Source organism: Rhizobium sp. K102 (genome assembly GCF_022385315.1).
GTDB lineage: Bacteria > Pseudomonadota > Alphaproteobacteria > Rhizobiales > Rhizobiaceae > Rhizobium > Rhizobium croatiense.
The window spans coordinates 1,232,640-1,245,785 of the sequence record NZ_CP092436.1 but is presented as its reverse complement, the minus strand read 5'-3'; the positions used below and the strand labels follow the sequence as shown (position 1 = coordinate 1,245,785).

Genomic DNA, 13,146 nt, shown 5'->3' with positions numbered 1-13,146 from the left:
TCCTTCATGCAACGACCAGCCTCCCGCAGCCGGCCTTTCACGAAGGGTCGGTGACTGTCAAGCCGGAAAAGTCGAAGAGCTTCGGATCGAGCAGATGGGAGGGATTCACATGCGCAAGCGCCCGCAGCATCGTGTCCTTGCGCCCCGGCATCCGCCGTTCGATATCGGCGAGCATGTCCTTCATCGCATTGCGCTGCAGCCCGTCCTGCGAGCCGCAGAGATCGCAGGGGATGATCGGAAACTGCATGGCGGCAGCAAACTTGGCGAGGTCGTCTTCGGCCGCATAGGCAAGCGGCCGCAGCACCATCAGGTCGCCCTCGTCGTTCAGAAGCTTCGCCGGCATCGAGGCGAGGCGCCCGCCATGGAAGAAATTCATGAAAAAGGTTTCGAGAATATCCTCGCGGTGGTGGCCGAGCACCAGCGCATCGCAGCCTTCTTCCCGGGCGATACGGTAGAGATTGCCGCGCCGTAACCGCGAACAGAGCGAGCAGTAGGTCGCCCCTTCCGGCACCTTCTCCTTCACGATCGAATACGTGTCCCGATACTCGATCCGGTGCCGGACGCCGATCCTCGTCAGATAATCCGGCAGCACATGCTTGGGAAAGTTCGGCTGCCCTTGGTCGAGATTGCAGGCGATGAGCTCGACCGGCAGCAGCCCGCGCCATTTGAGATCAAGCAACAACGCCAGCAGCCCATAGGAATCTTTGCCGCCGGAAAGGCCGACCAGCCAGCGCTTCTGCCCCTTCAGCATATCGAAATCGTCGAAGGCCTGGCGCACCTGCCGCAGCAGCCGCTTGCGCAGCTTGTTGAAGGAGACTGAGCGCGGCGCGTCGGCAAACAGCGCATGGCCAATGTCATCCCCTGATACAACAGACCCCAAATCGTCCGCGATGTTGGCTGCGATATTCATGACCTCGTCCAATCGAAGATTGCAGGCTTGAATTGCGAGCCCGCCTTATCACGCTGCCTTTAGCAGAAAGTCGCCCGGCAACACAGCATCAATCACCGAACACCGACCAGCCGGTGCGCGCCGCCAGCATCTCCAGCGCCACGGCGCCGAGCTGCGAATTGCCGACCTTGTTCAGCCCGGGCGACCAGACTGCGATCGAGGCAACGCCCGGCGCCACCGCGAAGATGCCGCCGCCGACGCCGCTCTTGCCGGGCAGGCCGACATGATAGGCGAAGTCGCCCGAGCCGTCGTAATGGCCGCAGGTCAGCATCAGCGCATTGATGCGCCGCGCCCGCTTCGGTGAGACCACCGAATGACCGGTCATCGGATTGCTGCCGCGCGCTGCCAGGAACAGCCCGGCGCGGGCGAGCTGCTCGCAGCTCATCGACAGGGCGCATTGATGGAAATAGACGCCGAGCACGTGGTCAACGGGGTGGTCGAGATTGCGGTAGGCGCGCATGAAGTTGGCGAGCGCGACATTGCGGTACCCCGTCTGCGTTTCCGAGCGCGCCACCTTGTCGTCGATGGTGATCGACTCGTCGTCGGCGAGATAACGCACGAAGCGCAGCAATTCGCCGATCGCCTCGCGCGGTGCATGGCCGGCCATGACGACGTCGGTGACGGCGATCGCGCCGGCATTGATGAAGGGATTGCGCGGGATGCCGCTCTCGTGCTCGAGCTGAACGATCGAGTTGAAAGCCGATCCGGACGGTTCGCGCCCGACGCGCTTCCATAGACCTTCGCCGACCTTGCCGAGCGCCAAGGTCAGCATGAAGACCTTGGAAATGCTCTGGATCGAGAAGGCGATGTCGGCATCGCCGATACGATAGACCTTGCCGTCGACAGTGACGATCGCCATGCCGAACTGCCGTGGATCGACCTTGGCGAGCTCGGGAATATAGTCGGCGACCTTACCCTCGCCGACCCGCGGCAGAATATCGGTGTAGATGCTGTCGAGGGTCGCCTGCAAATCCGCCATCGCTTCTCTCCGGATAACAAAAAAGCCGCCCGAAAGAGCGGCTTTTCCATAAGCGAAAACGCCTGGTTCTTCTTAGCGCGAATAGAATTCGACGACCAGATGCGGTTCCATGACGACGGGGAACGGAACGTCGCTGAGCGTCGGAACGCGACCATACGTGGCGACCATCTTGTTGTGATCGACTTCGATATAGTCGGGAACATCGCGCTCGGCGAGGCTGACGGCTTCCAGAACGGTCACCAGCTGCTTCGACTTCTCGCGAACTTCGATGACGTCGCCGGCCTTGCAGCGATAAGAACCGATGTTGACGCGAACGCCGTTGACGGTGACGTGGCCATGGTTGACGAACTGACGGGCAGCAAAGACCGTCGGAACGAACTTGGCGCGATAGACGATCGCGTCGAGGCGCGATTCCAGAAGGCCGATCAGGTTTTCGGAAGTGTCACCCTTGCGGCGGGAGGCTTCGGCGAAGATCGCGCGGAATTGCTTTTCGCGCAGGTCACCATAATAGCCCTTGAGCTTCTGCTTGGCGCGCAGCTGCACACCGAAGTCCGAAAGCTTGCCCTTGCGGCGCTGGCCGTGCTGGCCCGGGCCGTATTCGCGGCGGTTCACCGGGGACTTTGGACGGCCCCAGATGTTTTCGCCCATACGGCGGTCAATTTTGTACTTGGACGATTCGCGCTTGCTCATCGTATTTCCTTTCAAAGGTTTATGGCGGTTTGTGCTAAACCGCACGAAGGAAACACGCCCTCCTCTGATCTCTTCCGAGACCTGACAGGATGTTTCGGTTACGCGAACAGAAACGATCCACGGGACATGTCAAATGAAACACCGGACATTGCTGCCCGGTGCTTGGCGCGGTCTTTAGAGGCCCGTCATGAAAATGTCAACTGCGCCAAAGCCCGAAAGCGCCACTATTCCGCAGCCAACGGCTGATCGCCGGTATCAGGTGCGTTCGCATCACCGGGTGCGGTCTGGCAATTCATGTCGGGGAAGGCCACGATACGTTTGCCGGAAAAGTCAGTGTGCACGACGACAATCCCCTGCTCCTCGAAATAACCGAGCAGACGGCGGGCGCGCCGCGCCGAATGGGTGCCGTAGGCGCGGGCGATGCGCGCGTCGGACGGGCACGGTTCGCCGCAGACGGCGGCCTTGGCGAGCATCAGAAAGACGCCCTGCAGATCGTCGGTGACACCCGCAGACAGCGACAAGGCCGTCGCCCATTCATCGCTCAAGGCTGTCGCCGCATCAACGCCGGAACGGGAGATGGCCACGCGCCGGCGGAAATCCGGCAATGCGATCGGCGGTCCCGGTACGCGGCGCATGCGCAGGCGCACGAGAAAATCCTGGTAGAGCACGGAATCGGTGCGGAAGGCAGAGGTGGGATCGTCGAGTATTTCGGCAAGCACGCCGGCGAGGCGCTCTTCGCGTTCCTCGGCGGAGATTTCCACCTGGCTCGCCCTCGCCTCGACGGGTGCAGGCGACGCCGCCGGCGTCGAGCGCGAAAGTTCGGCCAAAATGTCGGTGGTCGGCCGCGGCGCCGGCGGCGCGCGGCGCACGGGCGGACGCTGGAATTCCTCCGGATCGGGCGTGAAGATCAGGTCCTCGACATCCTGCGGCGCATCCGGCAGCGGCATCAGCTTCGGGCTGGAGGAGCGCGCCGATGTTTCCACCGCGCCGATCTGGATCGGCAGCGGCCGGCGCGACAGCGCCGGGCCGAGAGCGACGAAATTGCCGCGTTTCAGATCGCGGAACATCTCGGCCTGGCGGCGGTCCATGCCGAGCAGGTCGGCGGCGCGCGCCATGTCGATATCGAGGAAGGTGCGGCCCATCAGGAAGTTCGAGGCCTCGGCCGCGACGTTCTTGGCGAGTTTGGCAAGCCGCTGTGTGGCGATAACCCCGGCAAGCCCGCGCTTGCGGCCGCGGCACATCAGGTTGGTCATGGCGCCGAGCGACATCTTGCGCGCATCTTCCGAGACGTCGCCTCCGACCGAAGGCGCGAACATCTGCGCCTCGTCGACGACGACGAGAACGGGATACCAGTATTCACGATCGGCATCGAACATGCCGTTGAGGAAGGCGGCGGCGGCACGCATCTGCTGCTCGATGTCGAGTCCTTCCAACGTCAACACGCAGGACACCCGATGCTGGCGGATACGGTTGGCAATGCCCGCCAGCTCCGCCTCGGTGCGCTCGCCATCGACGACGATATGGCCGAACCTGTCGCGGAGGGTGACGAAATCACCTTCGGGATCGATGATGACCTGCTGCACCCATTGCGCGGATTGCTCGAGCAAACGGCGCAACAGATGCGACTTTCCCGATCCGGAATTGCCCTGCACGAGCAGGCGGGTCGCCAGCAGCTCCTCGATATCGAGCGTCGCCGGGCTGCCGGACGCCAATCCCATATCGATACCAACCTGCAATGCCGATCCTCGCGACGAAGAGACTCACATGAACGAAGCGCCATTCTTCCGAAACGGCAACGCCCCGTCTATCAAAGAATCTGGTGATTTTCAGGGCCGGATTTCGCCAACCCACAAGACAATTCCCCTCATGCCCTCAGGCCGAATCCCTGCATCAGCCGCCGCGTGGCGAAATCCTGCTGGCCTGACGTAAACACGGCGAAGTCGAAATTATCGGGATGCACGGCATCGGCTACCAGCGGAACCAGCGTGCGGGCCCGGCGCGCGATCGCTTCGGCCGGATCAAGCCAGTCGACCGGCCACGGGGCAATCCGCCGGAAAAGATTGGCCATGAAAGGATAATGCGTGCAGGCAAGCACGACGATATCTGTCTTCTGACCATCCTTCTCGACGAAACACTGGTCGATTTCGGCAAGCACCGCATCGTCGGAGACGGCGTCGCCGCGAATATAGGCTTCCGCCATGCGCGCCAGGTTCTGCGAGCCGACGAGACGGACATGGCATTGCTGCGCGAAGGACTGGATGAGATCGCGCGTATAGGCCCGCTTCACCGTTCCCGGCGTTGCGAGCACCGAGACGAGGCCGGAGCGCGTCCGCTCCGCCGCCGGTTTGATCGCCGGCACCGTGCCGACGAAGGTCATCTGCGGAAAGGCGGCGCGCAAGTCCGCGCCGACCAGGGTAAAGGCGGTGTTGCAGGCGATGATGCAGACTTCGGGGTCATACTCCATCAGCAGCTTGCCGAAGAGCCCGATGATCCGCTCCTTCAGCGCCTGTTCCTCCCAGCCGCCATAGGGAAAACCGGCATCGTCGGCGACATAGATGAAACCGCGCTCGGGCATCAGCACACGCGCCTCGCGCAGCACGGTCAGTCCGCCGATCCCTGAATCGAAGACGAGGACGGGTTTCAGCTCATTCGTCGGCGCTGGCATCGGTGGGCGCTTTCTTGCCGGATCTGGTGGAGCCGCCTTTGCGCGGACTGTTGCGCGAAAAGCGATCGAGAGAGGAAATGACGCCGCGCAGCACGCTGATTTCCTGTTCCGTGAATGCCCGGCGGGAGAGAACAGCGCGCAGGTTGTCGACCATTTTCGGCTTTTTCGAGGGCGGATGAAAATAGTTGCGCGAATCGAGCGCCTCTTCCAGCTGATCGAACAGGCCGAAGAGCTGCTCCTTGGTGGACGGGCGCTGCTCGAGCGCCTGGAACGGCACGGCTTCCAGATCCTCCATGCCCGATTTCATCCACTCATAGGACATGAGCAGCACGGCCTGGGCGATGTTGAGCGAGGCGAAGGCGGGATTGACCGGGAAGGTGACGATCTCGTCGGCAAGTGCCACTTCCTCATTGGTCAGCCCCCAGCGCTCGCGGCCGAAGAGGATACCGGTCGCCTCACCTGCCCTGAATTTCGTGCGCAGCGTCTCGGCAGCAAGGACCGGCGAGCGCACCGGCTTGTAATTGTCACGGCTGCGCGCCGTCGTCGCATAGACGAAATTGAGATCGGCAATCGCCTGCTCCAGTGTGTCGTAGACCTTCGTCGCCGCGATCACATGATCGGCCTTGGAGGCCGTCGCCTGCGCTTTCTCGTTCGGCCAGCCGTCGCGCGGATTGACGAGGCGCAGTTCGGCAAGCCCGAAATTCGCCATGGCGCGCGCCACCATGCCAATATTCTCGCCCATCTGCGGCTCGACCAGAATGATGGCCGGCCCTTCGGCCAGAAGTTGACGCTCGCTGTTCGTGCCTGCCATGGTCTTATCCTTGTTTCGAGCGCGCAATAGCCTCGCCCGCCGCAAACGGCAAGACGTCGGCCTGCGGATAGAGCCTTTCCAGCGCCGAACCGATCATTTCGAGCCCCAGCCTGGCGCCCTCGCGCAACACCGGCAGGTGTCGTCCTGTCGTCCGCGATGCCTTGCGCGTGATCAGGAAACAGCTCGAGCCGCGCGGGGCGGCATCGTCGATCAGCGCCAGGTCCGCCGCGATCAGCCTGTTTAGATTGTCGCTGGCTGCCGGCGCTTCATAGCTTTTCGCCAGGATACGCGCCCAGTAGGTACAGGACAGGAAGATCGCCAGCGTCTGTCGGATTTGGCCGGGCCGCGTCACCACCGACCAGGAAGAGCCGAGCGGCCGCGCCGCCACGGTTACATCACGGTAGCAGGCATCGATCTTCTGCGACAGCGCCATCAGCTCGAAACCGCTCTTGCCCTCGCCGAGGGCGCCAAGCAGATCGCGCAGCGCCTGGAACCAGCGGGTAAGCGCGGAATCGAGCGCGCCGCGCGTGCGCGTGGGAAAGACGATAAAGGCGACCGCCGTTCCGGCCGTCGCCCCGATCATCGTCTCGCCGATGCGCAGCTTCAGCAGGTCGAGCGTCAGCACGCCCGTCATGCCGTAAACCAAGCAGAGCACGATCGAGATGAAGAAGGTCATGGTCGCATAGGAAACCTGCAGAAAATAGAAAGCGAGGAAGATACAGACGGCGGCAACCGGAATGGCGATATCAGGTTCGCCTGAAATCAGCGTTGCCAGCACAAGGCCGATAGCGATCCCGAACACGGTCCCGAGCGAGCGCGACAGCGCCCTCATCGCCGTATCGCCGCGCGAATTGGTGTTGGTGAAGACGAGAAAGGAAGCCAGCACCGCCCAGAACCAGCGTTCGCGCGACAAAAGCAGCCCGAAGCTCATGGCGATCGCCGACGCGATCGTGATCTGCAGCGCCGAGCGCAGCAGCGGATTGGCGAGCGAAAAGTCAATCGGCTGGGATTGCGCCGTGTCCTTGACCGTATCGATGCCGGAAAAGGCGGAGGCCCGCCCCGTGTCGATCGCCTGCGTCAGTTGCTGCCGCGCCTCGCCGAGCCAGAGCAGCGCCCGCATCGTTTCGCCCTGCGGCGCGTCCCTGAAGGCTTCCGCCATCCCTGCATATGTGGCGAGCGCGGCCTTATCGGCTTCGATCACCGCGTGGACGAGCGCGAAAGGCGGCGGGCTCTGGAAGCTCAGCACGATCGCACTTTCGGCCGCGAGATGGGCGTCGAAGAGCCGGATCGCCAGTTCGGCGGCGGGGTCGGCGGCGGCGTCGAAGACGCCGGCCAGTGGGCGCGGGATGAAGGTCTCCGCCATCAGCACCACTTCCTTCAGCCGGTCTTCCAGCTGGCGCAGCTCCTGCCGGTCGGCTTCGCCGATCTCGGCGCCGCCGGCGATGGCGGCGAGCTTGAAGAGGATCTGGTTGATCCGGCCCCTGACGCTTTCGAGCGAGCGGAGCAGGTCGCGCCGCCAATCGTCGGGCAGCAGCACTGCCCTCACCAGATGGCCGACAAGCACCGCGACGACGGGGCCGATCGCCACTTCAGGCAGTTCGGCGATCTGCGGCCGGAAATAGGCGCCCATGAAATAAGAGGTGAAGGCGAACATGCCGATGGCAAAACCGCGCGGCCCGAACACCCGTCCGGCCGATGCGAGCGCGATCACCACGAGGAAGACGAGATCGGAGAGCAAGCGGTGATCTTCGAGCCCCGCTGCGATGCCGACAACGGCAAGGCTGGCGACACAACCGAAAAGCCGCGTCACCAGCTGGCGGGAACTGCCCTTATCGCGCACCGCCACGCCGCCTTCGATCGACAGCACGATGCCGAGGCCGAAAGCCGCGGTCGGCAGTGGCAGGATTGCCACGTGGACGGCAAGAAGGACCAAGAAGGAGAAAGCGATCGTCAGCGTCACCCGCAGCGCCATGCGCAGGCGCGAAAGCGCCGGATCATTGGCAAGCAGCCAGTCGCGAGCCTGAAAGCCGGAAAACAAATGCAGGAACCCCTCGTGCCGCGGAAGGATCGACAGATAATGCCATGCCTGGCGAAAGCAAACCGCCCGAGATCGAGTCTCGACGCTCTTGAATGTCGCGCGCCTATTGGCCCTTGGCAATCAGCGCCATCGTCGCCTTCAGGGAATTGTGGCCCTGCGTTTCGATATTCTCGGTGACGATATCGTCGATCACCGGCTGGCCGGCCTCCTCGACCACCTCGAAGCGAACGGTCGTATAGTCCTTGGCATCGGGCGCGTCCGAACAGGCGGATTTCCTGAAGCGCACCGTGACCTCGGTCGTCCCGTTGACCGGGGGCGCCGCCGCCATCGTCAGATCCTCCAGCGGACATGCATCCTGGCCGTTGACGATGACGTCGTAATCGAAGGGCGATATGCCGTCGTCGTCGACGGCGGGAAATTGCGCCGCCGCCTGGTATCTGGCAACGAAGTCCTTGCTGTAGAGATGGTCGAGCCGGCTCGCATCGAAAATGTCGGTCCAGTCGCTGTTGTTGTCGGCCCAGTTTCTCTTGGTTGCATCCATGATCTCCTGCACGGGAGCGGTGGCATCGGCCGCATGGGCAGCGCCCGAAAAGGCGATAAGGCTTGCGATAACAACGGCGATTGTCTTCATGGTCGAATGTTCCGGGGCGGGCAAATCAAGGCGGACACTAGCCAGATTTCAGCGCTTGGCAATGGCGGCAAAAACGCATTGCGAAAGCCGATGCAGCTTTGCGTTCCCGGTTCACAATGCTATAGCGCTCCTCATCACGTCACCCACCCGGGACGCTTGTCCCCTTCAAGCTCGAACGAGGCAGATACATGAACAAGATCAAGGTCGCCAATCCCGTCGCCGATCTCGACGGCGATGAAATGACGCGCATCATCTGGCAGCTCATCAAGGATAAGCTGATCCATCCGTATCTCGACCTCGACATCGACTATTACGACCTCTCGGTCGAAAACCGCGACGCCACCAACGACCAGGTCACCGTCGACGCCGCCAATGCCATCAAGAAGTACGGCGTCGGCATCAAGTGCGCGACGATCACGCCGGATGAAGCCCGCGTCAAGGAATTCAACCTCAAGGAAATGTGGAAGAGCCCGAACGGCACGATCCGCAACATCCTCGGCGGCGTCATCTTCCGCGAGCCGATTATTTGCCGCAACGTTCCGCGCCTGGTTCCCGGCTGGACCCAACCGATCGTCGTCGGCCGCCATGCCTTCGGCGACCAGTACCGCGCCACCGATTTCAAATTCCCCGGTAAGGGCAAGCTGACCATCAAGTTCGTCGGCGAAGACGGCACCGTGATCGAGAAGGAAGTCTTCAATGCGCCGGGCGCCGGCGTTGCCATGGCCATGTACAACCTCGACGAATCGATCCGCGAATTCGCCCGCGCCTCGATGATGTACGGCCTGATGCGCAAGTGGCCGGTTTATCTGTCCACCAAGAACACCATCCTCAAGGCCTATGACGGCCGCTTCAAGGACATCTTCGAAGAAGTCTACGAGACCGAATTCAAGGATCAGTTCAAGGAAGCCGGCATCACCTACGAACACCGTCTGATCGACGACATGGTCGCCTCGGCGCTCAAGTGGTCGGGCGGCTACGTCTGGGCCTGCAAGAACTATGACGGCGACGTCCAGTCCGACACCGTTGCCCAGGGCTTCGGCTCGCTCGGCCTGATGACCTCGGTTCTGCTGACGCCGGACGGCAAGACGGTCGAAGCCGAAGCCGCGCACGGCACCGTCACCCGCCACTACCGCCAGCACCAGAAGGGTCAGGAAACCTCGACGAACTCGATCGCCTCGATCTTCGCCTGGACCCGCGGCCTCGCTCACCGCGCCAAGCTCGACGACAATGCCGAACTCGCCAAGTTCGCCTCGACGCTGGAAAAGGTCTGCGTCGACACCGTCGAATCCGGCTTCATGACCAAGGACCTGGCGCTGCTGATCGGCCCCGACCAGCCGTGGCTCTCGACCACCGCCTTCCTCGACAAGATCGACCAGAACCTGCAGAAGGCGATGGCGTAAACCAGCCCTTTCGGGATAGCATTGAAACGGCGGGGATTTCCCCGCCGTTTCATTTTGGGAGAACCGCAGATGACGGCGACCGTGCGCCCGCTCGAACCTTCTGACCGCACCGCTTGGGAGCCCCTATGGGAGGCGTATCAGCGCTTCTACGAGGTGGTCATCCCTGCCGAAACCACGGATATCACCTGGAATCGCTTCCACGACTTCTGACGAACCGATGCATGCGCTCGGCGCCTTTGATGAAGACGGCCGCCTCGTCGGCATCGTGCATGCGATTTTTCACCGCTCCTGCTGGCTGCCGCAATGGACCTGCTATCTGCAGGATCTCTATGTCGAAACCAGCCAGCGCGGCCTCGGCACCGGTGCCGCACTGATCGATGCGGTCGCCGATCTTGCGCGCGCAAACGGTGCGGGCAGGCTCTACTGGATGACGCACGAAACGAATGCCACGGCGCGGCGGCTGTACGACCGGATCGCCGAACGCTCAGGCTTCATCCAGTATCGCAAAGCTCTCTGACGATCGGACTTGCACAAAGACCTCGCCGCGCTATTGATTCCGGGCGACGGCAATGCCTGACAGAACGGCAACAGGAGGAGGATGTCATGGCCGAAGAATTGGTATTCTATACGAACCCAATGTCACGCGGGCGCATCGCGCGCTGGATGCTGGAGGAGATCGGTCAGCCCTATCGCACCGAACTCCTGACCTTCGGCGAAACCATGAAGGCGCCGGAATATCTTTCGGTCAACCCGATGGGCAAGGTGCCGGCAATCCGCCACGGCAACACCGTGGTCACCGAATGCGCGGCAATCTGCGCCTACCTCGCCGAGACCTTCCCGGAAAAGGGGCTGGCCCCAAGACCGGAGGAGCGCGCCCGCTATTACCGCTGGATGTTCTTTGCTGCCGGTCCGCTGGAATCGGCGGTGACGATGAAGGCGCTCGGTTTCGAAATTCCGACGGAGCGCCTGCGCATGGCGGGCTGCGGCGGTTTCGGCGACGTCATGAACACGCTCGAAATGGCCGTTTCCGGCTCGACCTACGTTGCCGGCGAGCGCTTCACCGCCGCCGACGTCTACGTCGGCGCGCATATCGGCTGGGGCCTCGGCTTCGGCAGCATCGAGAAGCGCCAGGCCTTCGTCGACTATTTCGGCCGCATCAGCCAGCGCGACGCCTATAAGCGCGCCAATGCACTGGACGACGAGGCCGGCAAGACGATGCAGGCGGCCTGAGCGTTCAGCCACGATCGAGGACGCGGCAACTCGGCCGTGTCCTCTCATGAGGTCAGGCAAGCGGCATGTGGATTTCTGTCAGAAGCTCGGTTGGCGGCACGTCGCGTGGGTTGTTCAGATATTCCTCGAACATGACGCTGTCCTTCAACTGCCGTCCTGATTTGGGGAGCCATTCCGCATAAAGCCACTGATAGGCCTTGTGCATGTCGGCATAGGGACCCTTGTGACGCAGCACCGCATAGCCGCCGCCATCGATCCTGCGCCGCTCGAACGGCGCTTCGGCCGGAACGTCGGCGGAGCCGGTCACACAGGCGATCGAGCGCAGCTGTTCGGCCGGCACGATATCGGGATCGTCGAGATAGACACCGATCATCCGCATGTCGGGCCTGGCGAGGCCGCGGGCGTAAAGCGTGCCGAACAATGTCTCGAAGGCTTTGCCGATCTGCATATAAGAGCCGGTATGAGCGACGCCGATCAGCTCGGTCGGTGCGATCTCACGTATGGTAACGTCGAACATGATTTGGGTCTTTCCGTTAGGTGAGGGTTTAAAGGCTGTGTGGCTTCCCTCTTTCCGATAGCGGGCCGGCGGCATGCCGTAGACCGACTTGAAAATGCGATTGAAGGATTGGAGATTGGGATAGCCCGATCGTTTCGCAATCTCACTGACGGCAAGCTCCGTGCCGACGATCTCGCCCGCCGCGCGATGCAGCCTCAGCCGCTTGACGGTGGCCGCCAGCGTCTCGCCATAAATCGCCCGGTAGACCCTGTGCCAGTGATAGCTCGACAGGCAGGCGATCTCGGCCAGGCGCTCCATATCCAGCTCCTCGTCGAGGTGGTCGTGAATATAGGCAGAAACACGTCTCAGACGGCTTTCATAAAGTGCCCATGCCGTTTCGCCATTCATGTCAAACCTCATGCAAATCGATCGGCTGCAGAGAATCATATCCCGATTTGACAAATCCTGCTGACTTGAACTGGCGGCGAATCCCGCATAGACCGGAATTCCGGCTCGAACCCAAGAGGAAGACTGATGCCGGACTTTTCAACATTGATACTCTTTGCCGCCGCAGCGCTGATCCTGACTGCCACGCCCGGTCCCGACATGCTACTGATTGCTTCGCGCAGCATTAGCCAGGGACGCGCCGCCGGATTTTTGACCTATGCGGGTATTGCGCTCGGCACTTATTGCCACGCCCTTACTGCCGCTTTCGGGCTCTCGCAGCTCTTCCTGACTATACCTGTCGCCTATGAGGCCGTGCGCTGGACCGGCTGCTGCTATCTGCTCTATCTCGCCTACAAGACGATTCGCTCGGAAGGTACCGCCTTCGCGCCCGCTCCCACGTTGAAGCGGCTTTCGGGTCGGCGCATCTTCTTTGCCGGCCTCGCCACCAACCTGCTCAATCCGAAGATGGCGCTCTTCGTCATGGCGCTCTTCCCACAATTCGTGAATACGGAGAGCGGCTCAATGGTCGCGCAAATGCTGGTGCTAGCCACCATCCTGAACGTCATTGGCTTCGTCGTAAATGGAACCGTCATCCTTCTCGGAAGCCAGATCCGTTCACGGCTTAGCTCCGTGTGCCGTTTCCCGAAACTACCGCAATATATGCTCGCAACGGTCTTTACCGGGCTTGCCTGCCGTCTCGCGCTGCAGACGAGAAACTGACCGCCGCAGCCGCGCATTGAAAACAAACCGGCTGCGAAATCCAAAATCTCGCAGCCGGTTCCCATTTCAAACAGTTCTCGGACTGGACGA

The 13,146-nt window shown here is 62.1% G+C and carries 12 protein-coding genes and 1 pseudogene; 4 read left to right on the top strand and 9 right to left on the bottom strand.

The window, feature by feature from the left end; all coding sequences use genetic code 11:
- Window positions 1–37: 37 nt before the first annotated feature.
- The 8 genes from ttcA to MHI61_RS11940 all read right to left on the bottom strand — a co-directional run bounded on the left by ttcA (window position 38) and on the right by MHI61_RS11940 (window position 8,763).
- Window positions 38–910 carry a tRNA 2-thiocytidine(32) synthetase TtcA gene (ttcA, locus tag MHI61_RS11975; RefSeq protein ID WP_183744249.1) on the bottom strand — a complete coding sequence of 291 codons (873 nt, stop codon included), beginning with the start codon at window positions 908–910 and terminating at the stop codon, window positions 38–40.
- Between the two features lie 88 nt (window positions 911–998).
- The gene (locus MHI61_RS11970) at window positions 999–1,928 is read right to left on the bottom strand and encodes a glutaminase (RefSeq protein WP_097605153.1); all 930 of its coding nucleotides are present in this window, start codon (window positions 1,926–1,928) and stop codon (window positions 999–1,001) included.
- 72 nt (window positions 1,929–2,000) lie between these two features.
- Window positions 2,001–2,618, bottom strand: coding sequence for a 30S ribosomal protein S4 (rpsD, locus tag MHI61_RS11965; RefSeq protein ID WP_009994534.1), 618 nt, complete (start codon window positions 2,616–2,618; stop codon window positions 2,001–2,003).
- Between the two features lie 224 nt (window positions 2,619–2,842).
- Entirely contained in the window at window positions 2,843–4,354 is a 1,512-nt protein-coding gene (locus MHI61_RS11960) for an ATP-binding protein (RefSeq protein ID WP_239792171.1), read from the bottom strand.
- Window positions 4,355–4,482: 128 nt separating this feature from the next.
- A complete protein-coding gene (gene murI, locus MHI61_RS11955; RefSeq protein ID WP_239792170.1) occupies window positions 4,483–5,283 on the bottom strand; it encodes a glutamate racemase in 801 nt (266 codons plus the stop codon).
- Window positions 5,264–6,094, bottom strand: a complete 831-nt coding sequence (locus MHI61_RS11950; protein ID WP_097605156.1) for an RNA methyltransferase — start codon at window positions 6,092–6,094, stop codon at window positions 5,264–5,266. The genes murI and MHI61_RS11950 overlap by 20 nt, the downstream gene beginning before the upstream one ends.
- Before the next feature lie 4 nt (window positions 6,095–6,098).
- On the bottom strand, window positions 6,099–8,138 hold the full coding sequence (locus MHI61_RS11945; RefSeq protein ID WP_239792835.1) for an FUSC family protein: 2,040 nt from the start codon (window positions 8,136–8,138) through the stop codon (window positions 6,099–6,101).
- Window positions 8,139–8,235: 97 nt separating this feature from the next.
- Entirely contained in the window at window positions 8,236–8,763 is a 528-nt protein-coding gene (locus MHI61_RS11940; RefSeq protein WP_239792169.1) for a hypothetical protein, read from the bottom strand.
- A 188-nt stretch (window positions 8,764–8,951) separates the two neighbouring features.
- Between MHI61_RS11940 and MHI61_RS11935 the strand changes: the two genes are divergently transcribed.
- The 3 genes and pseudogenes from MHI61_RS11935 (at window position 8,952) to MHI61_RS11925 (ending at window position 11,393) form a co-directional block, all read left to right on the top strand.
- A complete protein-coding gene (locus MHI61_RS11935; RefSeq protein WP_064685417.1) occupies window positions 8,952–10,163 on the top strand; it encodes an NADP-dependent isocitrate dehydrogenase in 1,212 nt (403 codons plus the stop codon).
- 69 nt (window positions 10,164–10,232) lie between these two features.
- A pseudogene (locus MHI61_RS11930) lies at window positions 10,233–10,680 on the top strand (GNAT family N-acetyltransferase).
- An 86-nt stretch (window positions 10,681–10,766) separates the two neighbouring features.
- A complete protein-coding gene (locus MHI61_RS11925) occupies window positions 10,767–11,393 on the top strand; it encodes a glutathione S-transferase family protein (protein WP_239792168.1) in 627 nt (208 codons plus the stop codon).
- A gap of 52 nt (window positions 11,394–11,445) precedes the next feature.
- On the opposite strand, the gene MHI61_RS11920 is transcribed toward MHI61_RS11925, so the two are convergent.
- Entirely contained in the window at window positions 11,446–12,297 is an 852-nt protein-coding gene (locus tag MHI61_RS11920) for an AraC family transcriptional regulator (protein WP_239792167.1), read from the bottom strand.
- Window positions 12,298–12,423: 126 nt separating this feature from the next.
- Between MHI61_RS11920 and MHI61_RS11915 the strand changes: the two genes are divergently transcribed.
- Window positions 12,424–13,056 carry a LysE family translocator gene (locus tag MHI61_RS11915; protein WP_239792166.1) on the top strand — a complete coding sequence of 211 codons (633 nt, stop codon included), beginning with the start codon at window positions 12,424–12,426 and terminating at the stop codon, window positions 13,054–13,056.
- The last annotated feature ends 90 nt before the right edge of the window (window positions 13,057–13,146 follow it).

Excerpts from the sequence above, each read along its gene's own strand:
- MHI61_RS11940 (WP_239792169.1), bottom strand. The coding sequence starts at position 8,763 with ATGAAGACAATCGCCGTTGTTATCGCAAGCCTTATCGCCTTTTCGGGC.
- rpsD (WP_009994534.1), bottom strand. The coding sequence starts at position 2,618 with ATGAGCAAGCGCGAATCGTCCAAGTACAAAATTGACCGCCGTATGGGC.
- MHI61_RS11935 (WP_064685417.1), top strand. The coding sequence starts at position 8,952 with ATGAACAAGATCAAGGTCGCCAATCCCGTCGCCGATCTCGACGGCGAT.
- ttcA (WP_183744249.1), bottom strand. The coding sequence starts at position 910 with ATGAATATCGCAGCCAACATCGCGGACGATTTGGGGTCTGTTGTATCA.
- MHI61_RS11970 (WP_097605153.1), bottom strand. The coding sequence starts at position 1,928 with ATGGCGGATTTGCAGGCGACCCTCGACAGCATCTACACCGATATTCTG.
- murI (WP_239792170.1), bottom strand. The coding sequence starts at position 5,283 with ATGCCAGCGCCGACGAATGAGCTGAAACCCGTCCTCGTCTTCGATTCA.
- MHI61_RS11920 (WP_239792167.1), bottom strand. The coding sequence starts at position 12,297 with ATGAATGGCGAAACGGCATGGGCACTTTATGAAAGCCGTCTGAGACGT.
- MHI61_RS11925 (WP_239792168.1), top strand. The coding sequence starts at position 10,767 with ATGGCCGAAGAATTGGTATTCTATACGAACCCAATGTCACGCGGGCGC.
- MHI61_RS11950 (WP_097605156.1), bottom strand. The coding sequence starts at position 6,094 with ATGGCAGGCACGAACAGCGAGCGTCAACTTCTGGCCGAAGGGCCGGCC.
- MHI61_RS11915 (WP_239792166.1), top strand. The coding sequence starts at position 12,424 with ATGCCGGACTTTTCAACATTGATACTCTTTGCCGCCGCAGCGCTGATC.